The organism is Nocardia sp. NPDC004604 (genome assembly GCF_040609795.1).
In the GTDB taxonomy this organism is placed as follows: domain Bacteria; phylum Actinomycetota; class Actinomycetes; order Mycobacteriales; family Mycobacteriaceae; genus Nocardia.
Genome location: NZ_JBEXLC010000001.1, coordinates 127,532 through 152,228, shown reverse-complemented (window position 1 = coordinate 152,228; position 24,697 = coordinate 127,532). Strand labels below are relative to the sequence as shown.

27 protein-coding genes are annotated in these 24,697 nt (G+C 66.6%); 7 read left to right on the top strand and 20 right to left on the bottom strand.

Annotated elements, in window-relative coordinates; translation table 11 throughout:
• Positions 1-147 precede the first annotated feature (147 nt).
• Positions 148-1,638 carry an NAD(P)/FAD-dependent oxidoreductase gene (locus tag ABZW16_RS00775; RefSeq protein ID WP_354950703.1) on the bottom strand — a complete coding sequence of 497 codons (1,491 nt, stop codon included), beginning with the start codon at positions 1,636-1,638 and terminating at the stop codon, positions 148-150.
• Between the two features lie 98 nt (positions 1,639-1,736).
• Between ABZW16_RS00775 and ABZW16_RS00770 the strand changes: the two genes are divergently transcribed.
• Positions 1,737-2,387 carry a TetR/AcrR family transcriptional regulator gene (locus ABZW16_RS00770; RefSeq protein ID WP_354950702.1) on the top strand — a complete coding sequence of 217 codons (651 nt, stop codon included), beginning with the start codon at positions 1,737-1,739 and terminating at the stop codon, positions 2,385-2,387.
• A gap of 164 nt (positions 2,388-2,551) precedes the next feature.
• On the top strand, positions 2,552-3,130 hold the full coding sequence (locus tag ABZW16_RS00765; protein ID WP_354950907.1) for a DivIVA domain-containing protein: 579 nt from the start codon (positions 2,552-2,554) through the stop codon (positions 3,128-3,130).
• A gap of 10 nt (positions 3,131-3,140) precedes the next feature.
• Here ABZW16_RS00765 and ruvB read toward each other — a convergent pair whose 3' ends face one another.
• The 4 genes from ruvB to ABZW16_RS00745 form a co-directional block, all read right to left on the bottom strand.
• Positions 3,141-4,223, bottom strand: coding sequence for a Holliday junction branch migration DNA helicase RuvB (gene ruvB, locus ABZW16_RS00760; protein WP_354950700.1), 1,083 nt, complete (start codon positions 4,221-4,223; stop codon positions 3,141-3,143).
• Between the two features lie 6 nt (positions 4,224-4,229).
• Positions 4,230-4,835 (bottom strand): Holliday junction branch migration protein RuvA, encoded by a 606-nt coding sequence (gene ruvA, locus ABZW16_RS00755; protein ID WP_354950698.1) that lies wholly within the window; start codon positions 4,833-4,835, stop codon positions 4,230-4,232.
• The gene (gene ruvC / locus ABZW16_RS00750) at positions 4,832-5,401 is read right to left on the bottom strand and encodes a crossover junction endodeoxyribonuclease RuvC (protein ID WP_354950696.1); all 570 of its coding nucleotides are present in this window, start codon (positions 5,399-5,401) and stop codon (positions 4,832-4,834) included. The genes ruvA and ruvC overlap by 4 nt, the downstream gene beginning before the upstream one ends.
• Before the next feature lie 110 nt (positions 5,402-5,511).
• The gene (locus ABZW16_RS00745) at positions 5,512-5,997 is read right to left on the bottom strand and encodes an MmpS family transport accessory protein (protein ID WP_354950694.1); all 486 of its coding nucleotides are present in this window, start codon (positions 5,995-5,997) and stop codon (positions 5,512-5,514) included.
• 200 nt (positions 5,998-6,197) lie between these two features.
• On the opposite strand from ABZW16_RS00745, the gene ABZW16_RS00740 reads away from it, so the two are divergent.
• Positions 6,198-7,664 (top strand): alpha/beta hydrolase-fold protein, encoded by a 1,467-nt coding sequence (locus ABZW16_RS00740; protein WP_354950692.1) that lies wholly within the window; start codon positions 6,198-6,200, stop codon positions 7,662-7,664.
• 34 nt (positions 7,665-7,698) lie between these two features.
• Here the strand turns inward: ABZW16_RS00740 and ABZW16_RS00735 are convergent, their stop codons facing one another.
• Both ABZW16_RS00735 and ABZW16_RS00730 read right to left on the bottom strand, forming a co-directional pair.
• A complete protein-coding gene (locus ABZW16_RS00735) occupies positions 7,699-7,842 on the bottom strand; it encodes a hypothetical protein (RefSeq protein WP_354950922.1) in 144 nt (47 codons plus the stop codon).
• Between the two features lie 17 nt (positions 7,843-7,859).
• The gene (locus tag ABZW16_RS00730; protein ID WP_354950691.1) at positions 7,860-8,111 is read right to left on the bottom strand and encodes a hypothetical protein; all 252 of its coding nucleotides are present in this window, start codon (positions 8,109-8,111) and stop codon (positions 7,860-7,862) included.
• A gap of 201 nt (positions 8,112-8,312) precedes the next feature.
• On the opposite strand from ABZW16_RS00730, the gene ABZW16_RS00725 reads away from it, so the two are divergent.
• Positions 8,313-8,519, top strand: a complete 207-nt coding sequence (locus tag ABZW16_RS00725; protein WP_354950689.1) for a DUF5988 family protein — start codon at positions 8,313-8,315, stop codon at positions 8,517-8,519.
• A 155-nt stretch (positions 8,520-8,674) separates the two neighbouring features.
• Here ABZW16_RS00725 and ABZW16_RS00720 read toward each other — a convergent pair whose 3' ends face one another.
• Both ABZW16_RS00720 and pdxT read right to left on the bottom strand, forming a co-directional pair.
• Entirely contained in the window at positions 8,675-9,430 is a 756-nt protein-coding gene (locus ABZW16_RS00720) for a YebC/PmpR family DNA-binding transcriptional regulator (RefSeq protein WP_354950687.1), read from the bottom strand.
• A 113-nt stretch (positions 9,431-9,543) separates the two neighbouring features.
• Positions 9,544-10,152 carry a pyridoxal 5'-phosphate synthase glutaminase subunit PdxT gene (gene pdxT, locus ABZW16_RS00715; RefSeq protein ID WP_354950905.1) on the bottom strand — a complete coding sequence of 203 codons (609 nt, stop codon included), beginning with the start codon at positions 10,150-10,152 and terminating at the stop codon, positions 9,544-9,546.
• Positions 10,153-10,413: 261 nt separating this feature from the next.
• Here pdxT and ABZW16_RS00710 point away from each other — a divergent pair, with 261 nt between their 5' ends.
• Complete coding sequence (locus tag ABZW16_RS00710) at positions 10,414-12,105, top strand: APC family permease (RefSeq protein ID WP_354950903.1); 1,692 nt, start codon at positions 10,414-10,416, stop codon at positions 12,103-12,105.
• A gap of 118 nt (positions 12,106-12,223) precedes the next feature.
• Here the strand turns inward: ABZW16_RS00710 and ABZW16_RS00705 are convergent, their stop codons facing one another.
• Positions 12,224-13,045, bottom strand: a complete 822-nt coding sequence (locus tag ABZW16_RS00705; RefSeq protein ID WP_354950685.1) for an acyl-CoA thioesterase II — start codon at positions 13,043-13,045, stop codon at positions 12,224-12,226.
• Between the two features lie 121 nt (positions 13,046-13,166).
• Between ABZW16_RS00705 and ABZW16_RS00700 the strand changes: the two genes are divergently transcribed.
• Positions 13,167-13,793, top strand: a complete 627-nt coding sequence (locus tag ABZW16_RS00700) for a hypothetical protein (RefSeq protein ID WP_354950683.1) — start codon at positions 13,167-13,169, stop codon at positions 13,791-13,793.
• Positions 13,794-14,179: 386 nt separating this feature from the next.
• Here ABZW16_RS00700 and ABZW16_RS00695 read toward each other — a convergent pair whose 3' ends face one another.
• Positions 14,180-14,674 carry a hypothetical protein gene (locus ABZW16_RS00695; protein WP_354950682.1) on the bottom strand — a complete coding sequence of 165 codons (495 nt, stop codon included), beginning with the start codon at positions 14,672-14,674 and terminating at the stop codon, positions 14,180-14,182.
• Positions 14,675-14,924: 250 nt separating this feature from the next.
• On the opposite strand from ABZW16_RS00695, the gene ABZW16_RS00690 reads away from it, so the two are divergent.
• Entirely contained in the window at positions 14,925-15,140 is a 216-nt protein-coding gene (locus tag ABZW16_RS00690; RefSeq protein ID WP_354950680.1) for a hypothetical protein, read from the top strand.
• Between the two features lie 106 nt (positions 15,141-15,246).
• Here the strand turns inward: ABZW16_RS00690 and pdxS are convergent, their stop codons facing one another.
• The 9 genes from pdxS to ABZW16_RS00645 all read right to left on the bottom strand — a co-directional run bounded on the left by pdxS (position 15,247) and on the right by ABZW16_RS00645 (position 24,679).
• Positions 15,247-16,149 carry a pyridoxal 5'-phosphate synthase lyase subunit PdxS gene (pdxS, locus tag ABZW16_RS00685; protein ID WP_354950678.1) on the bottom strand — a complete coding sequence of 301 codons (903 nt, stop codon included), beginning with the start codon at positions 16,147-16,149 and terminating at the stop codon, positions 15,247-15,249.
• A 536-nt stretch (positions 16,150-16,685) separates the two neighbouring features.
• Positions 16,686-17,729, bottom strand: coding sequence for an NUDIX domain-containing protein (locus ABZW16_RS00680; protein WP_354950901.1), 1,044 nt, complete (start codon positions 17,727-17,729; stop codon positions 16,686-16,688).
• Positions 17,730-17,776: 47 nt separating this feature from the next.
• The gene (locus tag ABZW16_RS00675; protein WP_354950676.1) at positions 17,777-18,901 is read right to left on the bottom strand and encodes a glycosyltransferase family 4 protein; all 1,125 of its coding nucleotides are present in this window, start codon (positions 18,899-18,901) and stop codon (positions 17,777-17,779) included.
• On the bottom strand, positions 18,898-19,863 hold the full coding sequence (locus tag ABZW16_RS00670) for a phosphatidylinositol mannoside acyltransferase (RefSeq protein ID WP_354950899.1): 966 nt from the start codon (positions 19,861-19,863) through the stop codon (positions 18,898-18,900). Before ABZW16_RS00670 ends, ABZW16_RS00675 begins: the two co-directional genes overlap by 4 nt.
• Positions 19,864-19,964: 101 nt before the next feature.
• Complete coding sequence (pgsA, locus tag ABZW16_RS00665; RefSeq protein WP_354950674.1) at positions 19,965-20,648, bottom strand: phosphatidylinositol phosphate synthase; 684 nt, start codon at positions 20,646-20,648, stop codon at positions 19,965-19,967.
• 1 nt (position 20,649) lies between these two features.
• On the bottom strand, positions 20,650-21,240 hold the full coding sequence (locus ABZW16_RS00660) for an HIT domain-containing protein (protein ID WP_354950673.1): 591 nt from the start codon (positions 21,238-21,240) through the stop codon (positions 20,650-20,652).
• Positions 21,237-23,288, bottom strand: coding sequence for a threonine--tRNA ligase (gene thrS / locus ABZW16_RS00655; RefSeq protein WP_354950671.1), 2,052 nt, complete (start codon positions 23,286-23,288; stop codon positions 21,237-21,239). The genes ABZW16_RS00660 and thrS overlap by 4 nt, the downstream gene beginning before the upstream one ends.
• Before the next feature lie 255 nt (positions 23,289-23,543).
• Positions 23,544-24,254 (bottom strand): (2Fe-2S)-binding protein, encoded by a 711-nt coding sequence (locus tag ABZW16_RS00650; RefSeq protein WP_354950669.1) that lies wholly within the window; start codon positions 24,252-24,254, stop codon positions 23,544-23,546.
• On the bottom strand, positions 24,251-24,679 hold the full coding sequence (locus tag ABZW16_RS00645) for a TIGR02611 family protein (protein WP_354950667.1): 429 nt from the start codon (positions 24,677-24,679) through the stop codon (positions 24,251-24,253). Before ABZW16_RS00645 ends, ABZW16_RS00650 begins: the two co-directional genes overlap by 4 nt.
• Positions 24,680-24,697 lie beyond the last annotated feature (18 nt).

The following is a 24,697-nucleotide window of genomic DNA, read 5'->3' as shown; positions in this document are numbered from 1 at the left end:
ATCAGGGCACGGTCCGCGGACCGGTCGGCACAGGTATTCCACGCAACCGCACTGGTCGATGTCGATCCGCATCCGGGCCGAAAAGCCGCAGGTAACGAGCGAGCCCCGCGACCGTGGTGTGGTCGCGGGGCTGCGCAACGGGGCGTGCTAAGCGATCTTGCCGTAGCTGTAATCATCGAGCGGGAAGGCGACCGCCTCGCGGTGTGCGTTGATGGTGCTGGTCGGGCGCAGCAGGGCGGCCTCGCCGTGCTGGTTGAAGTAGTAGCTGCGCGCGCGAGAGCAGTCGCCGCCGTAGAAGACCGAGGAACCCAGCTTGTCGGTGACCCGATCCAGGAAGTGCCGGTTCGCCTGCTCGGTCACCTCGAAGGTGGTCTCGCCGCGACGGAAGGTCTCCTTCAACAGGCGGCCCATATGCTTCATCTGGGCCTCGATGGTGGTGAAGTACGACAGGCCGCTGTAGGAATATGGGCTGTTGAGGCTGAGGAAGTTCGGGAATTTCGGCACCGTGATGCCCTCATAGGCCTGGAAACGGTTGTCGCGCCAGAACTTTCCGAGGTCGACGCCCTCGCGGCCGATGATCTCGATGGCCGGGAAGTTCACATCCCATAGGTTGAAGCCGGTGGCCAGGATCAGGGTGTCGATCTCGGTCTTGTGGCCGTCGGCGGTGACGATGCCGTCGGGCTCGATGTGATCGATGGAGTTGGTCTCCAGCCGGACGTTGGGCTGGTTGAAGGTCTTGAAGTAGGCGTTGGAGAACGTGGGGCGCTTGCAGCCGAAGTCGTAGTGCGGGGTGAGCTGCTTGCGCGTCTCCTTATCGCGCACCTGCGCGCGCAGATGCGCCTTGGCCAGTACGCCTGCGGCCTTGTTCAGCGGTTTGGCCTGCTTGAAGTGCAACACGCCGAGCACCATCAGCGCCTCCAGCAGGCTGGTGTTGACCAGCCGCGCGGCCTTCTGGGTGGCGGGCACACGGGCGAACAGCTGCTGCACCGGCGCGGGAATCACGGTATCGATCTTGGGTACCACCCAGATCGGCGTGCGCTGGAAGACGGTGAGTTCCTTGGTCTTCTTGGCCGCCTCCGGCACCAACTGCACGGCGGTGGCGCCGGTGCCGATAATGGCGGCCCTGCGGCCGGTGAGGTCGAAATCGTCCTCCCACGCGGTGGTGTGGATAATCTTGCCCGCGAAGGACTCGATACCCGGAAACGGCGGGGTGTAGGGCTGGGACAGGAATCCGGTCGCGGTCAAAAGGTAACGGCCGGTAATGGTTTCACCATCGGCGACGGATACGGCCCAGTGCTGGTGCTCCGCATCCCAGCGGGCGCCGTCCACCATGGTGCCGAAGCGCATCCGACGACGCAGGCCGTACTTGTCCGCGACGTGCTCGGCATACTTCTTGAGCTCCTTGCCCGGCGCGAACAGCCGCGTCCAATAGGGGTTGGGCTCAAAGGAATACGAGTAGGTCACCGAGGCGATATCGACGGCGAGCCCCGGGTAGTGATTGACGTGCCAGGTGCCGCCGAGATCGTTCTCGCGCTCCAGGATCACGAAGTTGCTCAGACCCAGCCGGTCGAGCTCGATACCCGCACCCATTCCGCCGAATCCCGCACCGACCACGACCGCGTCGTACTGAGGCGCCACGTCGAACCTCCTGCTGAATACATTCCAACGGGAATGTAGGAACCGTCTCTCATGGAATGACATCTCATTCCGTTTGTGAACACAGTATCATCGGGTGGGTGACGAAGCCATCCATGCGTGCGCCCCGACCAGCGGCCGGCAATGCGATCCAGCGACGCAAGGCCGAGCTGCGCCAGGAGATCATCGACACCGCGTTCGTCTGCTTCGCCGACAAGGGCTATCACGCCACCGGCATCGCCGATATCGCCAATGAGCTGGGCATCGGGCACGGCACGTTCTACCGGTACTTCAGCAATAAACGCGAGATCATCGACGTGGTCATCGACGATCTGGCCGCACGGATCATCGAGGCGCTCGGCACCGATAACGCGCCCGACGCCGCCACCACCCTTGACGAATACCGCGCCCAGATCGACCGCATCGGCGCCGCCCTCACCCGGATCCTGGTGGCCGACCGGCGGGTCGCTCAACTGCTGCTGTTCCATGCCACCGGTATCGATGACGAACTCACCACCCGGCTCTACGGACTGCTCGATATGGCCGACGCGCTCACCGCCGGTTACCTCTCGCACGGTGTCGAGCTCGGCTATCTGCGGGCCGACCTCGACACCAAGAACACCGCCAAGGCCGTCACCGGCATGCTCATCGCGGGCATCGTCCAGGGGCTGCGCAATCCGGACGAGACCGCGGTCAGCGAACTGAACGAGGCGATCCGGCGACTGCTCATCGACGGCGTGCGCAAGGACTGAATCGACTCCGGCGAGACCGACAATTCTCCACCGGTTCGTCGCGGCGATCAGCGCTAGGGTGTAGCCAGATCGACTGTGGCCAACGGGGGCAGCACGTGTTCGGTAGAGACCGCCGAGTTCGAAAAATGCGTATTCGACCAGAGCAGGGCACCGCCCCTGACACAATGTCGCGGGTGACCCCCGAAGACGTGAGCCGAATCCATTTCGCCATGCCGCCGATGGGACACCGCGGCTATCACGCCGATGAGGTCGACGCCTTCCTCGAACTCGTCTCCGCGACGCTCGATGGGCAGGGTGTGCTGACCGCCGACGATATCCGCCACGTCGCCTTCGACGCCCCGCGCTTCGGTGGCCGCGGCTACCAGGCCGACCAGGTCGACGAATTCCTCGACCGGGTCCGCATCGAACTGGAATTCCGCCAGCGCGGCAGCCGCCCGGTCCCCGTCGGCGGCAATGGCTCCGGCCCCGCCGCCCTGCTCACCCCCGACGATGTGCACCACATGCAGTTCACCCAGGCCGCGGTCGGCCGCCGCGGCTATGACACCGACGAGGTGGACGCCTTCCTGGACCTGGTCGCCGCCACCCTCGCACACGGTGGACCCGGCAGCCTCACCACCACCGAAGTCCGCGCGGTCCGCTTCACCGAAGCCCGCCTCGGCACCCGCGGCTACACCCGAGACGAGGTGGACGCCTTCCTCGACCTGGTCGTCACTGCTCTCGAAGATGGAGCCAACCACCGCTAGCGCCGGTGGGTCATTCGAACAGGTCGAGGGTGGGGTGGGGTTCGCGGCCGCGGACCTCGATGGAGCCGAAGACCAGGTCCGGAGGCGGCACGAGGCCGAGATGCTCCCACGCGGCAGCCGTTGCGACGCGACCGCGGGGCGTGCGCGCGACCATGCCCGCGCGCACCAGGAAGGGCTCACAGACCTCTTCGACCGTCGCAGCCTCCTCGCCGACCGCGACGGCCAGCGTCGAAACCCCAACGGGCCCACCGCCGAAACTGCGGACCAGGGCCCCGAGGACAGCACGGTCCAAGCGATCCAGGCCCAGCACGTCGACGTCGTAGACCTCCAACGCCGCCTGGGCGATGGGACGGGTGATCAGGCCGTCGGCGCGGACCTCGGCATAGTCGCGGACGCGGCGCAGCAGGCGGTTGGCAATGCGCGGGGTGCCGCGGGAGCGTCCGGCGATTTCGGCAGCGGCGTCGCGATCGATGGTGACGCCGAGGATATGGGCCGAGCGCAGCAGGATGCGCAGGAGCTCGTCGGGATCGTAGAAGTCCATGTGACCGGTGAAGCCGAAGCGGTCACGCAGCGGACCGGTGAGCGCACCCGAGCGGGTGGTCGCACCGACCAGGGTGAAGGGCGCGATATCGAGCGGAATCGAGGTTGCCCCCGGGCCTTTGCCGACGACCACGTCGACGCGGAAGTCCTCCATCGCGAGATAGAGCATTTCCTCGGCGGGCCGGGCGATCCGGTGGATCTCGTCGATGAACAGCACATCGCCCTCGACCAGATTGCTCAGCATGGCGGCGAGATCACCGGCGCGCTCCAATGCCGGACCCGAGGTGATGCGCAGTGCCGTACCGAGTTCCGCGGCAATGATCATCGCCATACTGGTCTTGCCGAGACCGGGCGGGCCGGACAGCAGCACATGGTCCGGAGTGCCGCCACGCTGTTTGGCGCCGCGCAGTACCAGCGCCAACTGTTCGCGCACGCGGAGCTGGCCGATGAAATCGTCGAGGGATTTCGGGCGCAGGCTGGCCTCGATCTCCCCGTCGGATTTGAGATAGCTTGCGGCGACCTGGGATTCGGGTTCGGTGGCGTCGTAGTCCATGACGGCTTACCGGTTCTTGGCGAGCGAGCCGAGCGCTGCGCGCAATGCGGCCGAGGTGCCGGCGGCGGGTTGATCAGCGAGTACGGCATCGACCGCCGGTTCCGCCTGTTTGGCGGGAAAGCCGAGTCCGATCAGGGCCTCGACCACCTGCTCGCGCACCGGCGTGAGCACCGGTGCGGGCGTAGTACCCGGCGGACCCGTCTGCACCGGAACCAGATTCACCTTATCCCGCAACTCGACCACCATGCGCTCGGCGCCGCGCTTACCGATGCCGGGCACCCGGGTCAGCGCCGCGACATTGCTCTCCGCGAGCGCCTTGCGCAGCGCCTCGGGCTCGAGCACCGCGAGCACCGCCATGGCCAGCCGCGGACCGACGCCGGAGACGGTCTGCAGCAGACCGAACAGGTCACGGGATTCGGTATCGGCGAATCCGTACAGCGTCATCGAGTCCTCGCGCACGATCATCGCGGTAAACAGCCGGGATTCCTCGCCGCGGGTCAGCGTCGACAGCGTCGCCGGGGTGACATTGAGCCGGTAGCCGACGCCCGCCGCCTCGAGCACCACATGATCGAGCGCGATTTCGAGCACCTCACCGCGTACCGACGCGATCACGGGCGCACCACCTTCCGTTGTTCGGCAAGCCGCTGGGTATACCGCCGCTGTGCATCGGCGGCCTGCGCCTCGGCCTCGGCCATCCGCGCCATCAGCGGCGCCCGCCAACAATGACAGATCGCCAGGGCCAGCGCATCGGCCGCATCCGCCGGTTTCGGCGCGACCTGCAGGCCGAGGATACGCGTCACCATCACGGTCACCTGAGCCTTGTCCGCGGTGCCATTGCCAGTGACCGCAGCCTTCACCTCGCTCGGGGTATGAAAGGCGACGGGTATGCCCCGCCGCGCCGCCGCCAGCGCGATCACTCCACCCGCCTGCGCGGTGCCCATCGCGGTGCGCACATTGTGCTGCGCGAACACCCGCTCGATCGCGACCGCATCGGGTTTGTGCGTATCCATCCAGTGTTCGGCGATATCGGCGACGCCCATCAGCCGGTGTGCGAGATCCATATCCGCAGGGGTGCGCACCACGTCGACGTCGAGCGCCGTCACCTTCCGCCCCAGCCCGCCTTCGACGATGCTGAGGCCGCACCGGGTGAGCCCCGGATCGACGCCCATCACCCGCACACGATCCCCTCTCGAAGGACACGAACAACTGTTCGAGAGTCTAGTGGACCGCGCGGGCACCGTTCACCAACGACACGGCGCCCGTCCGGGATTCGACGTCGGGACCCGATTCAGTCGAATGAGTGAGAGCAGCTCACGTACGCGTACGACCCGGAATCGGAATCTTCGACGACCACCTTGCCGTCGCGCAGGATCCGGCAGCTCACCGTGCCGCCGCTGGACCCGCTGACGGTGGCCGACACCCGACCCGAACGGACGAATCCGGTGAGGGTCACCGCCTTGGTCCAGGGCAGTGGCGCGTCGTTGGCATTGGAGCTGTCGAAATCGCCACTGGTGAAGGTGATATCGGCGGTGCCGGTGCCGGAGACCTCATAGGTCACCGCGACTTCCTTCTTCGACTCCTTGTCGATCCGATAGGCGATAGATCCGAACACCGCAACACACCCGCCGACGGTCAGCACGATCGCCAGGAAGACACCGCCCAATACCCAGGGCCACACCGGCTTTCCCTTGGGTGGCTGCGGCGGATAGCCCGGGTAGCCCGGATACCCCTGCCCAGGATAACCCGGATACTGCGGCGGTGGCTGATAGGTCACGTGCACCCCTCCTGAATCCTGCACAACCGGCGATAGGACCTTACTGGACATGGCCATTCGGAGTCCGCTTCAGCTCTGCCTCTGAATCGCCCCCGGAGCCTGCTGCGTTTCAGCAACGCGCACCGGTTCGGCAGCGAACCACAGTTTTGCTGGAGCGGATTCACAGGGTTTCTCGAGGAATGGTCTCGACAATGCCGTAGGTGCCCGTAGTCCGTGCCCTGCTCGCCGCGCCCGCGACCCCCGTGACGCCGCCACCGCCGCCACGGCTGCCGTCGGCGAATCTGAATCCGAGCTACCAATACGGCTCCCATCACGGGATTTCGCTGCTGCACGGCTGGTTACCGTTGACCGTCGAACTGATCGCGGTGGCCCTGCTGATCCTCGCGATCGGCTGGCGAACCCGGCGCTGGCGGCTGGTGCTGCTGCCGGTGTGCGCGGCGCTCGGTGCGGCGGGTGCGGTGGCCGCATGGGCGTATGTGAACGATCAGGGGTTGGCCTCGGATCCGGCGCCGATCGAGTTGTGGGCCTGTGCCGGGGCAGCGGTCGCGGCCATCGCCGTCGCCGCGCTCGGCTGGCGCAGCGCGCGCTGGTGGCGGCGCGGCGTCTCGGTGCTCGCCATACCCCTGGCACTGTTGAGCACCGGCATCGTGCTCGATCAGTGGGTCGGCTACTACCCCACCGTGCAGTCGGCCTGGAATGCGCTCACCGCGGGCCCGCTGCCGAACCAGACCGATATCGACGCCCTGCCCGCACTGCGCAATACGAACGTCACCACCGGCAAGATCGTGCCGGTGCGAATTCCCGACGCGGGCAGCGGATTTCCGCATCGCACCGAATACGTGTACCTGCCACCGGCCTGGTTCGCCGGTCCGACACCGCCCACCCTGCCGGTCGTCATGATGATCGGTGGCGAGTTCAACACCCCCGCGGACTGGATGCGCAGCGGCCAGATCATGCCCGAAGTGGACAAGTTCACCGCCGCCAACGGCGGCCGCGCCCCCATTCTGGTCTTCGTCGATTCCAGCGGCAGCTTCAATAACGACACCGAATGCGTGAACGGTCCGCGCGGCGACGCCGCCGACCATCTGACCCGAGATGTGCCCGACTACCTCGAATCTCGCTTCGGCGCGTCGGCAGATCCGGCGAACTGGGCCGTGGTCGGCTGGTCGATGGGCGGCACCTGCGCGGTCGACCTGGCCGTCATGCACCCCGAGCTGGTGCGCACCTTCGTCGATATCGCGGGTGATCTGGGCCCGACCTCGGGCACCAAAGAGCAGACGATCAAACGCCTTTTCGGCGGTGACGCCGACCGCTGGGCCGCCTTCGACCCGATCACCGTCATGGGCAAACACGGCCCGTACACCGATATGGCCGGTCTGTTCGACGATCTCACCCCACCCAAATCCGGTCCGGGATCCCATGGTGCACGCCAGTCCGCGGCGGTCGACGACGACACCGTCGGCTTCGGCGGCCACGACGGTGTTGTCGACACCGGCGAGGTCGGCGCCGCCGAAAAGCTGTGTGCCGCAGGACATGACGTCGGCATCGACTGCACCATCCACACCACCCAGGGCGGCCACACCTGGCAGTTCGCCGCGGCCGCCTTCACCTCGTCGTTTCCCTGGATAGTCGCCCGGGTCGGACTCCCGGTGCCGGACGCGACCTGAAACCGATTGCGCGACCGATGAATTGAGCCGTGGGTCAGCCCAGCGACTCCGCTGGCGGCTCCGACTCGGCACGAAAGGTCCGACGATAGGCCAGCGGTGCGACGCCGATCGCATCGTGTAGGTGCTGGCGCAGCGAGCTGCCGGTGGCGAAGCCGACCTCGCCCGCGATGCGATCCACCGTCAGGTCCGGCCTGGTCAGCGCTTCTTCGCGGCGCGGATCAGAATGTCGGCGCCCCACCAGGTCAAACGCCCGGCGATCGCCACGTACAGGAAGATCGCGAAGTACACCAGGCTCGCACCGTAGTCGTCGGCCCAGCCGGGCATCCGGTTCATCGTCGCGCAGGCGGCGATAAGCAGGATCAGTCCCGTCGCGACCGCGAGCGGGGCGAGGGTGACATTCAGGTCGGTCGAATGGCCGGGACGCTCGTCGGCAAGGGATCGACTCATGGGTTGGTCTCTTTCCGGGCAGGACAAGTTCTCGGTGTTCTGGAGCCTGATCGGGTCGCCGCGACGGTTGTCGCGGTACTCGAATCCGATATCAGGAATTGAGCCGAAATCGTTACGGTGCTGACATCGTCGGCTGCGATTACGCGGGTTGCACGGCCGCGTTTGTGGCGGGCATCACATCAGAGATCTACCATCCGAAGGATGAGCAATGTTGTGAAGGCTGTCCTCGAAGGTGGGCCGAAAGACTTGCCAGCGCGCATCGTTCCGATCACACCGCCCGGCGTCGAGCTCAAAGTCGAATTCCGCGGCGGATACGAGCACTTCAAGGTCACCAACCGCGAGGCAGATACGCCCGAAGGGCGGCTGCCGGTATACGAGTGGTCCGACCGCACCAGAATCGCGGAATAAGTTCCAGCAGCGCCGCGCAGTTCTCCGCGCTCGACGTCCGCGCACCCGACTCACCGTCCGGGTCGCTCCGTCCACCGGGACGGACCGACCCGTGGACGCACTCGGGGCGGTCCGCAGCTGCGCGAACCGCCCCGGAGTTACCCGATGGGGTCGACTCAGTCCTCTTCGAGCTGAGCGCCGACCTCGTCGGGAATGTCGACATTGGTGTAGACGTTCTGCACGTCGTCGCTGTCCTCGAGCGCGTCGACCAGCTTGAACACCTTGCGCGCGCCATCGAGATCGACCGCGACCGATACCGACGGCTGGAAGCCGGATTCGGCGGAGTCGTAATCGATTCCGGCGTCCTGCAGCGCCTTGCGCACCGGGATCAGATCGGACGGATCGCTGATGATCTCGAAGGATTCCCCGAGGTCATTGACCTCCTCGGCACCCGCGTCGAGCACCGCCATCAGCACGTCGTCCTCGGAGAGGCCGTTCTTGTCCAGGGTGACGACGCCCTTGCGGTGGAACAGATAGGAGACCGAGCCCGGGTCGGCCATATTGCCGCCATTGCGGGTCATCGCGACGCGCACCTCGCCCGCGGCGCGGTTGCGGTTATCGGTGAGGCATTCGATCAGCACGGCGACACCATTGGGGCCGTAGCCCTCGTACATGATGGTCTGCCAGTCGGCGCCGCCCGCCTCTTCGCCGCCGCCGCGCTTGCGGGCACGCTCGATGTTGTCGTTCGGAACCGACGACTTCTTCGCCTTCTGGATGGCGTCGTACAGCGTCGGATTGCCCGCCGGGTCACCGCCACCAGTGCGGGCCGCCACCTCGATGTTCTTGATCAACTTGGCGAAGAGCTTGCCGCGCTTCGCGTCGATCCCCGCCTTCTTGTGTTTGGTGGTGGCCCATTTGGAGTGGCCGCTCATTCCCTACTTCCTCCAGTCGACAGCACGTCTGATCGTGCGCACGGTACCCGCACCGGCCGGGTAGACAACTCTCTCAGCCTACTCGTCCGGTCGCGACGACTTTCCGAGGGCGACTACTGGTCGTCGCGGACCAGATCGACGAACATCTTGTGCACTCGCAGATCGCCGGTGACTTCCGGATGGAACGACGTCGCGACCACCCTGCCCTGCCGCACCGCGACGATGCGCCCGGCAAACGGGCCGCTCGGGACGGTGGCCAATACCTCGACCCCCGCGCCGGCCCGCTCCACCCACGGCGCCCTGATGAAGACCGCGCGCATCGGACCGCCGTTCAGGCCCGCGAATTCCAGATCCGTCTCGAACGAATCGACCTGGCGGCCGAAAGCATTGCGGCGCACCGTCATATCGATACCGGACAGATGTTTCGCATCGGGGCGGGTGTCGAGCACCTCGGAGGCGAGCAGGATCATCCCGGCGCAGGATCCGAAGGCGGGCATACCCTCCCGCAGCCGCGCACGCAGCGGTTCGAGGAGTTCGAAGACCTCGAGCAGTTTGCTGATAGCGGTCGATTCGCCGCCGGGCAGCACCAGCGCGTCCACCGCGGCCAGCTCCGACGCACGCCGCACCAGCACCGGTTCGGCGCCGCATTCCGCCAGCGCCGCGACATGTTCGCGCACATCGCCCTGCAGCGCCAGCACGCCAATGGTGGGCCGGGCGGGAATCTGCTGCGCGCCGGGAACAGGCGAGGCGACCGATACGTTCACGCCACGAGCTTACGAGGCGGGGGTGCTGTGGTCCTGCTCACGGTGACCGTCAACGTTGCATCAAGAGCGGGTTCATCGGGCGGAAATCGGTCGACACTCACAGATGTGATTGCCGTGTTGCCACGCAAGGCGCCTGAGCCCCGTGGAGAAGCGAATAGAGTCTCGCCGCGCCGGGGGCTGACGGTGTCGACCGGCCTGGCCGGACTGTCCCTCGATGCCATGGCATCGGTCTCCTACGGGCCGGAAGCCATCGTGCTGGTACTGGCCACGGCCGGTGGCGCCGGACTCGGTATGACCTTGCCGGTCACCCTCGCGATCGCCGCACTGCTGGCCGTACTGGTCGCCTCCTATCGGCAGGTGATCGCGGCCTTCCCCGACGGCGGCGGCGCATACGCGGTGGCCAAGCGGCATCTGGGCCGCCGCACCAGCCTGGTCGCCGCGGCCTCGCTGATCGTCGACTACATCCTCAATGTCGCGGTCTCGATCGCCGCGGGGGTGGCCGCACTGACCTCGGCATTCCCTGCGCTGCACGGGTATACGGTGTGGATCTGCCCGGCCATCCTCATCGGGGTCACCGCGCTGAATCTGCTCGGCATCCGAGAAAGCGCGCGCGCCTTCATGATTCCGACCATCGTGTTCGTCGCGGGCATCTTCGCCGTCATAATCGGCGGGCTGGTGCGTTCGGAACCGGCCAGCGTCACCACCGGAGCCGCGGCCGTCAGCGATCTCCACACCGTTGGCGTGCTCTTGCTGCTCAAGGCATTCTCCAGCGGCTGCGCGGCGCTCACCGGCGTCGAAGCGATCGCGAACGCGGTGCCCAGCTTCGCCGAACCGAAGATCAAACGCGCACAGCGGGCGGAGGTGGCGCTCGGCGCGCTGCTCGGCGTCATGCTGATCGGGCTGGCGGTGCTCATCAAGAAGTTCTCCTTGCAGCCGATCGACGGCACGACGGTGCTCTCCCAGCTGACCGAGGCCGCCCTCGGCCACGGGATCGGCTACTACGTTGTGCAATTCGCGACCGTCGTACTGCTCGCGCTGGCCGCCAACACGTCATACGGCGGACTGCCGACACTCACCCGGATCCTGGCCGACGACAACTGCCTACCGCACCGATTCGCGGTCAGTTCACCGCGTCAGGTGTACCGCTACGGTGTCCTGGCCCTCGGCGTCACCTCGGCCGTGCTGTTGATCGCGGCGCGCGGAGATATGAATGCGCTCGTCCCGCTATTCGCGATCGGCGTCTTCGTCGGGTTCACCATCGCCCAGACCGGTATGGTCCGGCACTGGTTACAGGACCGCGGCGAGGGCTGGCGCTGGCGGATCGCACTCAACGGTTTCGGTGCGGTGCTCACCTTCGTCGCCGCGATCGTCACCACTGCCATGAAATTCACCGAAGGCGCCTGGTTGATCGTGCTGGTGCTGCCCGCGCTGGTGCTCGGCATGGAACGCGTGCGTGGGGCCTACACCAAGATCGGCGGCTGCCGCGGCAACGGCACGATTCCGGACCAGCCGCGGGCCGCTGGTACGGCGATCGTGGTACCGATCTCCGAGGTCTCGGAATTGAGCCGCGAGGCGCTCTCGGCTGCCATGTCCATCGGCAAAGACGTTGTCGCCGTCCATGTCTGCCTGCCCGGTGAATCGGTGCGGGCGTTCGCCAAGGCATGGGAGGCCTGGCATCCCGAGGTCAGGCTGGTGCTGCTCGAGGACAGCGACGCCACCGTCGGCGGACCCGTCGCGCGGTACGTCCGCGAGAACTTCCCAGGACGGCGCAAGGTCGTCGTCATCGCCGAGATCGATCCGCCGACCGGCTGGGACCGCGTGCTGCCCAGCCACCGCAGCGATGAACTCGAACGCGAACTCCGCCGAATGACCGACACCGTGGTCTGCCACCTACGTGTCCAGGTGGTATGAGCCCCATGCGGGCTCACGGGTAGTTCGCCGTGGTGCGTGGCGGCCACCCGCGCACCACCGCGGACGCTCGGTCACCGAGATCTATGGGTCACCGGGTGATCTTCGGCCCTGGTGAGGCTCAGTCCTCGCGCAAGGTGCGGATCAAACCCTCTTGCACGACCGCCGCGACCAACTCGCCCTGCCGGTTGAAGATCTTGCCGCCGGTCAGTGCACGGCCGAAGCCCGCGGACGGGGAAGACTGGTCGTAGAGCAGCCAGTCATCGGCGCGGAACGGGCGCAGGAACCACATGGCGTGGTCGAGGGAGGCGTTCTGGGTCGGCTCGTCGGGGTGGATGACCTTGGAGGAGCCGAGCAGGGTCATATCGCTCATATAGGCGAGGGTGCAGACGTGCACCACCGGGTCGTCGGGCAGCGGATGCCGGTAGCGGAACCACACCTGCTGCTGGGAGACGACACCGTCGCGGCGGGCCACCACATCCTGGGGCACGGTGCGGATATCCCAGTGTTCCCACTCGCGCATCGCCCAGAGCCGTTCCGGACTCATCGTGGTGCTGGCATCCGGCAGCCCGTCCGGCGCCTGGACCTGCGGCATCACATCCTGATGTTCGGGACCCGCGTCACCGATGTGGAACGAGGCCGACATGGTGAAGATCGCGGCGCCGTCCTGTACGCCGGTCACCCGGCGGGTACAGAAGGACCGGCCGTCCCGGATCCGCTCCACCAGATAGACGGTCCGCTCTTCCGGATTGCCCGGACGCAGGAAGTACCCGTGCAGCGAATGCACCTGGAACCGCGGCTCCACCGTCCGTACCGCCGCTACCAGCGCCTGACCGGCAACCTGGCCGCCGAATGTGCGCGGGAGCTGGGTCTTGGTGGACGCACCACGGAAGATATCCCGCTCTAGCCGCTCTATCTCCAGCGCCTCTTCGATTGTCGCCATGCGGCTGACACTAACCGGCGCGCCTACGCGGGCTCCGCTCGGCCGGCCCGTGATCGATCGGCAACGGCCGCAACCGCCGCCCAGAATGCGGTGCGCCGACAGGTTTTGATGGGATGGGCCGGTGCCGCATTTCGATCCGATCAGCCATGCCGGACTTGTCGAACTCCTGACCGACCGCATCCGCGAGATCAGCGGGCGCGCGGTGATCGCAATCGACGGTGCCGACGCCGCCGAACCGCTGGCGATCGCGGACCGCATCGCCACCGCCCTTCGCGATACCGGACGTGCCGCCGAGGTGGTCTCGCTGCACGACTACATCCGGCCGGCCTCGCTCCGGATGGAATTCGGGCGCACCGACGAAATGTCTTATCGTGCAGCCTGGTTCGACTATGCGGCGCTCGATCGCGAGGTCATTCGCGCGCTCCGCGAGGACGCGCGCTGGCTTCCGGCACTGTGGGACGAAGACCGCGACCGCTCCGCCCGCTCCCCCGTCCGCAGCGCGGCGCCCGACACCGTCCTATTGATTGCGGGTCCCATGCTTTTCGGCCGGGGGCTGAGCTTCGATCTGGCGGTGCGACTCGATATGTCCGAGGCCGCCCTGCGCCGCCGCACCGCGCCGGAGGCACAGTGGACCATTCCCGCCATTCTGCGCCACGATCGGGACAATCCCTATGCCCCAACCTTTTTCATTCGTTGGGAACATCCCGATAGGCCCGCGCTGCGGATCGATGACGACGCCCGGAAATAGCCGGCTTCCGACTCGAGCGGCTCCCCCTCCTTGCAATGTTCTTGACGTGCGGTTCCCCTGCGGGACTTTTGACATTTCATGTTTAAATGCGCATATCTAAGTAGGCAGATGATTCATTGCCTCGTCGGCAACAGATTCACCCGAACCTTCCGTCTCGTACCGCCCGCTGCCAATTGCCGGACATGCCGAACTCGTCATCGGGTTCCCGCAGGCTGCTTCGAAACCAATCCTGTTCCCGCCGAGCACAATTCGAGCGGCACCACTCCCCCACCGCCGAGCCTCGACCGGTTGCGCCTACAAACACCTCGGGTGGCGAGCGCCACATGCGCCCACCACCCGAGATGAACCGTGCCCGGCCGAACCCACAGCGGTCGGGCCGCAGCGAACTAACCGCAGGCCGGCGACTGCTGGCCCAGGTTGGTCAGCATGGTGCAGGCCCAGGACTTCTCGATCTTCCACTTGCCGTTCTCGGCGACGAAGGGCACGTCGACCATGTTCTCCTGACCATTGACGACGAACTTCGCCTTGGCGGTCACGCTGTCACCGAAGGAGGTGACATCGGTGACCGTTATCTGCGCATTGGCGTTCTTCGCCGCCTCCGCCAAGCGGTTCGGCAGATCCGGATCGGCCTCCGCACCCTGCACCGATTCCAATTTCTCGGTACTGGGCACCGACGGATCGAAGGCGCGGCCGAGTGCGGCATTCAACTCCGCCACCGTCGGCTTGGGGGGCAGGTTCGGGTTGGCCACCGCCGATGTGCTGGTCTTGGACGCCTTGGTCGGGGTCGTCTTCGAGTCGTCGCTGCCACACGCCGACAAGCTGAGTGCGGCCACGGCGGCCAGACCCGCGATAGCGATACGCCCGGACTTATGAAGCTTCAATTGAATCTCCTTTGTCATTCGGACAGGTCCGTGACCCCGCCGGTGCCGCGCGAACTGCCCGCGCGGTCACCGACCGAATCCCGAAATTAGCCATCAACTCTGTGGCGGGAATAAGACAACTGTGTGGGATGCGCAACAGCTTCGGCCCGCCCCGCGTTCAACCATACGATCGACGCCAACCAGATCATGCCGATACCGGCGAGATAGCCGGTCCGCATGACGGAGCCGGGAGTAGGAAGGTCAGGCAGAGGTGTGTGAGCGCGGTTCTTTGGCCGACGACGAGTTCGGCGCCACCCTGCGACTGGTCGCGGGCGGCGCGGGCGGCGCGGCCAATCGGGGGGATCGCGCGCACGATGGATCTCAGCGAGGGCACCGCGCAGAACACGTATCGAATATCCTCAGCCGCCTCGGCGTGCGCGACCACACCCAGGCCGCAGACTATGCCTGTGATCGTGGATTGATCTGAGCGCATACACGAGCGGCTAAGCGCCGCAGAGACGAATAACGCCCGCGGCAACGGATCGTGGAATCCCTTGCCGCGGGCGTCGATTCAGTTCAGCGGTAGCGCCGGATCACCAACCGCGCTCGGCCAGTCGGTGGTCGACCGGCAGCTCCTCGACATTGATGCCGACCATCGCCTCGCCCAGACCGCGCGAGACCTTCGCCAGCACATCCGGGTCGTCGTAGAAGGTGGTGGCCTTGACGATGGCGGCGGCGCGCTCGGCCGGGTTGCCGGACTTGAAGATGCCCGAGCCGACGAATACGCCCTCGGCGCCGAGCTGCATCATCATCGCGGCGTCGGCGGGGGTGGCGATGCCACCCGCGGTGAACAGCACGACCGGCAGCTTGCCGGTCTGCGCGATCTCGCGTACCAGCTCGTACGGCGCCTGCAGTTCCTTCGCGGCGACGAACAGCTCATCCTCGGGCAGCGACGACAGCCTGCGGATCTCGGCGCGGATCTTGCGCATGTGGGTGGTGGCGTTGGAGACGTCGCCGGTGCCCGCCTCGCCCTTCGAGCGGATCATGGCCGCACCCTCGGTGATCCGGCGCAGCGCCTCACCCAGGTTGGTGGCGCCGCAGACGAACGGCACGGTGAAGTTCCACTTGTCGATGTGGTTGGCGTAGTCGGCGGGGGTCAGCACCTCGGACTCGTCGATGTAGTCGACGCCGAGGCTCTGCAGAATCTGGGCCTCCACGAAGTGGCCGATGCGGGCCTTGGCCATGACCGGAATGGAGACGGCGGAGATGATGCCGTCGATCATGTCCGGATCGCTCATCCGGGAAACGCCGCCCTGTGCGCGAATATCGGCCGGAACACGCTCCAGGGCCATCACCGCGACCGCACCGGCGTCCTCGGCGATCTTGGCCTGCTCGGGGGTGACGACATCCATGATCACCCCGCCCTTGAGCATCTCGGCCATCCCGCGCTTCACGCGGGCGGTGCCGATGGTGTTGGTGGTCTCGGGCGTGGTCACGGCAAACTCCTGAGTCATGTGCGCCAATCGGGTCGCTTGGAACTAACGACAACGATTCTAGGCAAGCCGATCAGGCCACTTGATAGCCAGTTGCGCAGCACTGGCCTTGCTCCGACCAGCGGGTCTGCACACCGCCCGCAGCCACTGGACCGATCGGGCGGTACTCGGAAGGGGCATCTGCGGCACGAACTCGGAGCCGCCGCAAATCGGATCCGCCGGGTCGACGCACAGTTCGGCCGCCCCGACGAACACCGGATTTTCGTGCTAGAGCGGGCCGATCACCAGCAGCTGTGCCCAGTACTCCGCGGCAGCGGGACCGAGCAACGGCAACAGGAAATCGAACAACAGGTAGGACATGTACTGCATACCTCCACGCACCAACGGACATCTCACTGCAGTGGAATCACCACCGGATTCCGAGCAGCACTTTCCCGTAAGCACTACCCAGGCGGCATCAATCCAGTCGCGACGCTATCACGATCGTGAAACACATCACAGGTGAAAGATGCGGCCACGCAGGTGGATCGCCACCGCCCTCAGCGGATGGAGCGGACCTCGGGATCGGAGTCACCGGATGCGGCCGCCGCGGCCTCGGGGAGCAGTTGGTCAAGGTGGTAGGGGTAGACGGTTTCACCGGTGTGGTCCAGCCCGACGATATCGGCACCCGTGCACCACTTATTGGCGGTGATGCTGCGGCGCTCGACGGCGGTCAAATTGCCCGGCTTCGGATCGTAGGCCGATACGCGCAGTGCGAAGAACAGTTCCTCGGCGCGGATGAGTTCGCCGTCGAAGGGGAATACCGCGACCCGTCGCCAGAGCGGCCCGCGCAGATTCGCCGGATCGGCGGTGTATCCGGTCTCCTCCCACAGTTCCCGCACCGCGGCGCTGCGCAGGGTCTCCCCCGGTTCGACGCCGCCGCCGATGGTGAACCAGAAGGAGACGTCGGGGGCCTTGGGATCGTTGCCGCGCATCAGCAGCACCCGGTCCTGTTCGTCGAGCAGCACCACGCGTGCGGAGGTGCGGACGGTGTCGACAGCCAGACCCGTCGCGGCGGCCGGAGTGGCGCGCTCACTGATCTCGAAGTAGGTCGGCAGTGGCGCGGTACCGCCGAGGTGCAGGATGCGCACCGGACGACGGGTGCGCAGGGCGAGGGTGTCACGAACGGCATCATTGTGAAAGCGACGCGCGATCAGGACGCGGGCCTCGGCGTCGGCCAGTTCGGCCACCTGCTGCGGACGCAACTGCGCGATATCGACCGCCGAAAGCGCTGCGGAGAGTTGGTTTTCCACGGTCTCACGATCGGCGCGTCCCGCCCGCTCCGCGCGATCCGCGAGCGCGGCAAGGCGCTTCGACTGCTCGGACAGCGCCGACTCAGCGGTCGGCCCCGCGATCGCTACGGCGATCGACCTGGCCACCACCGCCCGCCGGGCCAGCGCCGAGTCCAATGCCTGCCATGACTGGTCCGAGCGCACGTGCAGCCGGTCGAGCCGGTTGGCGGTCGAGGCCGCCCATAGACCGATCGCGATGATCACCGCCGCGATCAGCGCGAGAACGAGAACCGTCGTCGCGGAGAAAGTAATCATCTCGGAGCCCTTACCCTGAGGTCATTTGCCGCAAGCGGCGGTATTCATCCGGCGGCCCGGACCCGCGTGTCGCCGATGGTTACCGTCTCGTACACCCGCAGGATCTGTTCGGCGACCACCGGCCAGTCGTATTCGCCGACCACCTGATCGGCGGTGCGGACCAGGGCCTCACGGCGAACGTCATCGGTGAGCAGAGTGTCGATCGCATTGGCGAGACGTTCCGAATTGCCCACCGGCACAAGCATTCCCGCGGTGCCGTCGCGCAGCACCCGACGGAAGGCGTCCAATTCGCTCGCCACCACGGCGGTTCCGGCGGCCATCGCCTCGATGAGGATGATGCCGAAGCTCTCACCGCCGAGATTGGGCGCGACGTAGACATCCGCGCTGCGCATGGCCGAGGCCTTGTCCTCGTCGGAAACCTGGCCGAGGAAGCGCAGATGCCGAGCGAGCGGCCCGGCCTCGCGGCGCAACCGGTCCTCGTCACCACGGCCGACGATCAGGATCTCGATATCCGGATGCTTGCGCACCAATGCGGGCAGCGCGCCGAGCAGCACGTCCATGCCCTTGCGCGGTTCGTCGTAGCGGCCGAGGAACAGTACAGTTCCGCCCGCTCGCGGATAACCGGGCAGCATCGGGGCCCGGGCGAAGGCGGGCACATCGACGCCATTGGGAATCTCCACCGCGTCCGAGCCCAAGGCCTCCACCTGCCAGCGCCGCGCCAGCTCGGAGACGGCGATGCGGCCGCTGATCTTCTCGTGGTAGGGCCGCAGCACACCCTGAAAGGTACTGAGCACCAGTGATTTGGTGGTCGAGGTGTGGAAGGTGGCCACGATCGGCCCCTCGGCGATCTTCAGCGCGAGCATGGACAGGCTCGGCGCGTTCGGTTCGTGGATATGCAGAACGTCGAAGTCGTTGCCATCGATCCAGCGACGAATTCTGGTGTAGGCCATGGGGCCGAAAGACAGCCGGGCAACCGAACCGTTGTACGGAATCGCCACCGCGCGACCGGCCGACACCACGAAATCCGGCAGCGGCGTGTCCTCCGACGCGGGCGCGAGCACGCTCACCTTGTGGCCGCGTTCGATGAACACCCGCGCCAATTCCACGACATGGGCCTGCACCCCGCCGGGGACATCGAATGAATAGGGGCAGACCATGCCGATTTTCATGGTGTCGTCTCCCCTGTGGCGCTATCGATCCCGGCCTGCGCCGCGGCGATCCTGGCGCGCCGCTGCGCCGAAAGGTCCTGCTCCCATTGTGGCTGCAACATATGCCAATCGGCGGGATGCTCGGCGATATTGGCCGCGAACCGGTCGGCCAATGCCTGGGTGGCCGCGGCGACACCGCCCGAAACATCCAGCGGCGCTTCGGTCTTCATCCCCCAGCCCTCACGGCCGTCGGCGTCGACGGTGAACCAGAGGTGCGCCGGGATCAGCGCGGCGCCGGTCTCGATGGCCAGCTTCGCCGCGCCAGCGGGCAGCCAGGTGCGCTCGCCGTACATGGTCACCGGAACGCCCTTTCCGGTCAGGTCCCGCTCCCCCATCAGGCAGATGGCCTTGTTCTCGCGCAGGCGCGCGGCCAGTGCGGCGAACGGTGGCTGCTCACCGCCGGTCAGCGGGAACACCTCGAAGCCCAGGCTCTTCCGATAGGCGACGAACCGCTCGAACAGCGACTCCGGCCGCAGCCGTTCCGCGACGGTGGCCAAGGTGCCGTTGTGGTTGACCAACCAGACCCCGGCCGCATCCCAGTTCCCGGAGTGCGGCAGCGCCAAGACCACACCGCGGCCCTGCGCGAGTGCGGCATCCAGATTCTCCACACCCTCGAGGGGTGAACCGGTCAGTACTGAGTGATCCATCGTCGGGAGCCGGAATGCCTCACGCCAATAGCGGGCGTAGGAGCGCATACTCGCGCGAATGAGGTCGTCGGGCACCTCGGCCGGAGTCACGCGCAGCACGCGGGCGAGATTGCGCCGCAACTGGTTCGGTGCGCCACCGGCGCGGAATGCGCGATTCGCCTTGTCCGCGGCTCGGTTGCCACCCCAGTCGAATGCCCGCCGGGCCGTCGATTCGGGCAGGGTACGCACGACGCGCCAACCCGCCGCATAGGCCCAGTCCGTCAGTCGGGCGGTGATCCGAGATCCAAGGCCGCCGTGCGCATCCCGGCTCTCGCCGAGTCGATGATCGGGCTCGCCAACGGACCGCGAGGACTCCTCCGGCGAATCGAGCTGGGAACTCACGAGGGCAACTCCGTCGCATCCGCGGGATTCTGTGGTTGCGCGGGCGGGATCACATCCCGCGCGCCCGGCGAGTTCCGGACCGCCAGCACCCGCTGGAATACCGTGACGATGCTCAGCACCGCCAGTATCCACATCGCCACATGCACGGCCCAGGTCAGCCAGCCGATCCCCCAATAGCCGCCGATACCGGTGAGTCCGGCGCCGACCAATACGATGATCAGCCGATCCGGCCGCTCGATCAGCCCACCGTCCGCGGAGAGTCCACTCGCCTCGGCACGCGCCTTCGCATACGAAATCACCTGGGAGGTAACCAGAACCACCAGGGTCGCGAAGAACAGCGGCTTACTGTTCTCGTGATACACCGCCCACCAGGCCAGCCCGGCGAAAATCGCGCCGTCGGCGACCCGATCGCAGGTGGCATCCAGTACCGCTCCATATTTCGTGCCGCCGCCGCGCGCTCTGGCCATCGCGCCGTCGAGCATGTCGAACATGACGAACAGCCAGATCACCATGGTTCCCCAGAACAGATGTCCGGTCGGGAACAGGGTGACCGCGGCCGTAATCGAGGCGACGGTGCCGATCACCGTCACCGCATCCGGGGTGAGTCCGGTACGGACAAGCGCTCTGCCCAGCGGCGCAGTCGCTTTGGAGAACGTCTCGCGGCCGAAGAAGCTGAGCACCCTACTCGACTTCCTTCCACGCCGCCGAGAGCAGCGCCCGAGTTTCCCGCAGCAACTGCGGCATCACCTTCACCCCGCCGACGACGGTAATGAAATTGGCGTCCCCACCCCAGCGCGGCACGATGTGCTGATGCAGATGGTCGGCAAGTGAACCACCGGCCACCGCACCGAGATTCAGGCCGACATTGAATCCGTGCGGCCGCGATACCCGCTTCATCACCCGGATCGCCTGCTGGGTGAAGGCCATCAGCTCGGCGCTTTCCTCCAGCGTGAGGTCCTCGAGGTTGGCCACCTTGCGGTAGGGCACCACCATCATGTGCCCGGGGTTGTACGGATAGAGATTGAGCACGGCGTAGACGTGCTCGCCGCGCGCGATGACCAGACCGTCCTCATCCGACATCTTCGGGATATCGGTGAACGGATGGCCCGTCGCGTCTTTCGGACTGGCGGCCTCGGCGATATAGGACATCCGGTACGGAGTCCACAACCGCTGCAACCGATCCGGCTGACCGGCCCCGGTATCCACGATGCTCCCCTGCTCGTCCGAGTCCGCGTTCACCTCCGCGAACCCGGGCGCGGTCCACTCACTCATGCGCCGCCCTTCACCACAAAACCCTCGGCGGTCGGCGAAGCGTTCTCCCGGTTCGCGATCCATTCGACAATGGTGGCCACTGCCGCCTCGACCGGCACACCGTTGACCTGGGTACCGTCGCGGAAGCGGAAGCTGACCGCACCCGCGTTCACATCGCGCTCACCGGCGAGCAGCATGAACGGGATCTTCTGGGCGGTGTTGTTGAAGATCTTCTTCTGCATCCGGTCGTCGCTGCGGTCGACCTGGGCCCGGATGCCCGCGCCCCGCAGCTGTTCGATCACCGAATCCAGGTGCGGCGCAAAGGCTTCCGCGACCGGAATGCCGACAACCTGAACCGGCGAGAGCCAGGCGGGGAAGGCACCGGCGTAGTGCTCGGTGAGCACACCGAAGAAGCGTTCGATCGAACCGAACAGCGCGCGGTGGATCATGACCGGCCGCTGCTTGGTGCCGTCGGAGGCGGTGTATTCCAGGTTGAAGCGCTCGGGCAGGTTGAAGTCGAGCTGGATGGTCGACATCTGCCAGGTGCGGCCCAGCGCGTCCTTGGTCTGCACGGAGATCTTCGGGCCGTAGAACGCGGCGCCGCCCGGATCCGGCACCAGCTCGAGTCCGGAGGCCTCGGCCACCTCGGCGAGGGTTGCGGTGGCCTCGTCCCAGGTCTCCTCCGAGCCGACGAACTTCTTCGGGTCCTTGGTGGACAGCTCGAGGTAGAAGTCGTCGAGGCCGTAGTCGGCGAGCAGGCCGAGCACGAACTGCAGTGTGCTGGTCAGCTCGGCGTGCATCTGCTCCTTGGTGCAGTAGATGTGCGCGTCGTCCTGGGTCATGCCGCGCACCCGAGTCAGGCCGTGCACGACGCCGGACTTCTCGTAGCGGTAGACCGAGCCGAATTCGAACATCCGCAGCGGCAGCTCCCGGTACGACCGGCCGCGGGACCGGAAGATCAGGTTGTGCATCGGGCAGTTCATCGGCTTGACGTAGTAGTCCTGGCCGGGCTTGCGGACGGTGCCGTCCTCATTGAGTTCGGCGTCCAGGTGCATGGCCGGGAACATGCCGTCCCGGTACCAATCGAGGTGACCCGAGACCTCGAACAGGTGGCCCTTGGTGATGTGCGGGGTGTTGACGAACTCGTAGCCCGCGTCCACATGGCGGCGGCGCGAGTACTCTTCGAGCTCCTTGCGGATGATGCCCCCCTTGGGGTGGAACACCGGCAGCCCGGAGCCGAGTTCGTCGGGGAAGCTGAACAGGTCCAGTTCCAGGCCGAGCTTGCGGTGGTCGCGGCGCTCTGCCTCCTCGAGCAGGTGCAGATGCTCTTCGAGGGCCTCCTGCGACTCCCAGGCGGTGCCGTAGATGCGCTGCAGATCCTCGCGGTTCTGGTCACCGCGCCAGTAGGCCGCGGAGCTGCGGGTGAGCTTGAACGCGGGAATGAACTTGGTGGTCGGAATGTGCGGGCCGCGGCACAGATCGCCCCAGACCTTCACACCGGTGCGCGGATCCAGGTTGTCGTAGATGGTCAGCTCTTTGCCGCCGACCTCCATGACCTCCGGATCGTCGATGCCCGACTTATCGCTGATCAGCTCGAGTTTGAACGGCTCCTTGGCCAGTTCGACGCGCGCGTCCTCGACCTCGACCACGCGGCGTGAAAAGCGCTGCGCGCCTTTGACGATCTTCTTCATCCGGGATTCCAGCTTGGCCAGATCCTCGGGCGTGAACGGCTGGTCCACCTGGAAGTCGTAGTAGAAGCCGTCCTTGATGGGCGGGCCGATGCCGAGCTTGGCCTCCGGAAACTCCTGCTGTACGGCCTGGGCCAGCACATGCGCGGCCGAATGCCGGATCACGCTGCGGCCGTCCTCGGTATTCGCGGCGACTGCCTCGACCTCGACATCGGTCTCCGGGGTCCAGGACAAATCCTTCAGTCCCTCGGCATCGCGCACGACGACGATGGTGTCGGGCCCCTTGGTCGGCAGCCCCGCCTCGCGCACCGCGGCACCCGCCGTCGTCCCTGCGGGCACCCGGACGAGGGCGACAGGGCTGATAGGTGCTGAGGTGGTCACGGCGAGAGACTCCTTGGCGTTCCTGGCGGGCGGGTTCCCGCGCTGGTGCGGGCGGTTGCCCACGGCTCATCGTCGGAGGCGAATTTGCTCCGGCGCGACCATGCTATCGGCACCCGAGCGGCGCCGCGTCGATGGACCGGGCTCGCCGCGTCGCGAATGGGCCGGTCCGGATCCGCGAGACCCGAACGTGACATTCGCCGACCGGTTCGACGCGGCACTCCCGCCATCCGGACACGAACCGGAGGGGCAGCGCGATCAGCTCTCGGCGGCGAGCTCGGTGAGCAGCGCCGTGCGTTCGGCGGCGGGCCTTTTCGGGCAGCTGGTGCACATCTCGCAGCCGGGCACCTCGAAGACCAGACAGCAGGAGATTCGGCGCACAAAGCTGCGCCCGCCGATCTCGACGAACCGTGGCACCGGCAGCTTGCCCCCCACCTCACTGGCAAGCTGGGTCCCCGCGTCTGGATTCCCCGCATCGAGCGCGCGATTGCCGATCGCGTCGGCGGCAATCGCCCACAGCGACGGCACCCCCGCGCCGGATACCGCCGCGACGGGCCCGATCACCGCGGCCAGGGTCTCCCGCAGCGCATTCGCACACGTACGGTTCAGCGCGGCAGCGTCCGCTGCGCACTGCGGCCCGGCAACCACGGCCGGTGAGCCGTGCGGCACGTCCGTAGAATCCGGTTCAGCCGGCTCGGCCTCGAATTCAGCGGCGGGCAGGATGTGCACTCGCTCTATGCCGCCATCGGGACGGACTTCACAGTCCAACCGGTCCAATACCGGCCCCGGTGCGCCCGTCCCGGTCGCGTATGCGCGTGCGAGCTGTTCGACGAGGGCGGAAGCCACCATGCACCACCACAGCGTGCCCGAGACGCGCGGTTCGGTGGTGCCCCATGAGCGGCCCATTTCCGCGATCCGCGCGGACAGCCACTCCGGCTCGGTCAGATTCCGCCCGGGAACCGAATTCACCACGTCAGGGGACTGTGCAACCACTGCGATTCGACTCCGATCCAGCCGCCGACCAATACGAATGTTCCCAAGACCCATAGTGTCGCGATGACCAGCGCGCAGGTGGCGACGGCCGCGAACACCCGCATGGCCGGGCCCCGTGCGGAGTACCACGCCATACCCAGCCGATACTTGTCGCGCAGCCAGCCGAGTGCCCGGCGGGCCCAGGCGAATTCGGTGGCGAGAATGCCAAGTCCGGCGAATACGATCGCCCAGCCGGGGCCGGGATAGGGAATCGCCACGATTCCGATGACCAGCACCGCGATGCCGACCACCGCGACCCCGATCCGATAGGCGAGGTTCAGCGTAGGTCGCCCGGCCAGTCGGGCACGGAAGGCGCGCCATCCGGTGTGCTCGGTCGATCCGGATTCCAGCTCAATACTCATCGCCACCAGCGTACGAGC

Bases quoted from the DNA above. Each gene is read 5' to 3' on its own strand.
- ABZW16_RS00710 (WP_354950903.1), top strand. From the start codon at position 10,414: ATGGCATCGGTCTCCTACGGGCCGGAAGCCATCGTGCTGGTACTGGCC.
- ABZW16_RS00765 (WP_354950907.1), top strand. From the start codon at position 2,552: ATGTCGCGGGTGACCCCCGAAGACGTGAGCCGAATCCATTTCGCCATG.
- ABZW16_RS00725 (WP_354950689.1), top strand. From the start codon at position 8,313: ATGAGCAATGTTGTGAAGGCTGTCCTCGAAGGTGGGCCGAAAGACTTG.
- ABZW16_RS00645 (WP_354950667.1), bottom strand. From the start codon at position 24,679: ATGAGTATTGAGCTGGAATCCGGATCGACCGAGCACACCGGATGGCGC.
- ABZW16_RS00660 (WP_354950673.1), bottom strand. From the start codon at position 21,240: ATGAGTGAGTGGACCGCGCCCGGGTTCGCGGAGGTGAACGCGGACTCG.
- ABZW16_RS00730 (WP_354950691.1), bottom strand. From the start codon at position 8,111: ATGAGTCGATCCCTTGCCGACGAGCGTCCCGGCCATTCGACCGACCTG.
- ABZW16_RS00675 (WP_354950676.1), bottom strand. From the start codon at position 18,901: ATGAAAATCGGCATGGTCTGCCCCTATTCATTCGATGTCCCCGGCGGG.
- ruvB (WP_354950700.1), bottom strand. From the start codon at position 4,223: ATGGACTACGACGCCACCGAACCCGAATCCCAGGTCGCCGCAAGCTAT.
- ABZW16_RS00720 (WP_354950687.1), bottom strand. From the start codon at position 9,430: ATGAGCGGCCACTCCAAATGGGCCACCACCAAACACAAGAAGGCGGGG.
- ABZW16_RS00705 (WP_354950685.1), bottom strand. From the start codon at position 13,045: ATGGCGACAATCGAAGAGGCGCTGGAGATAGAGCGGCTAGAGCGGGAT.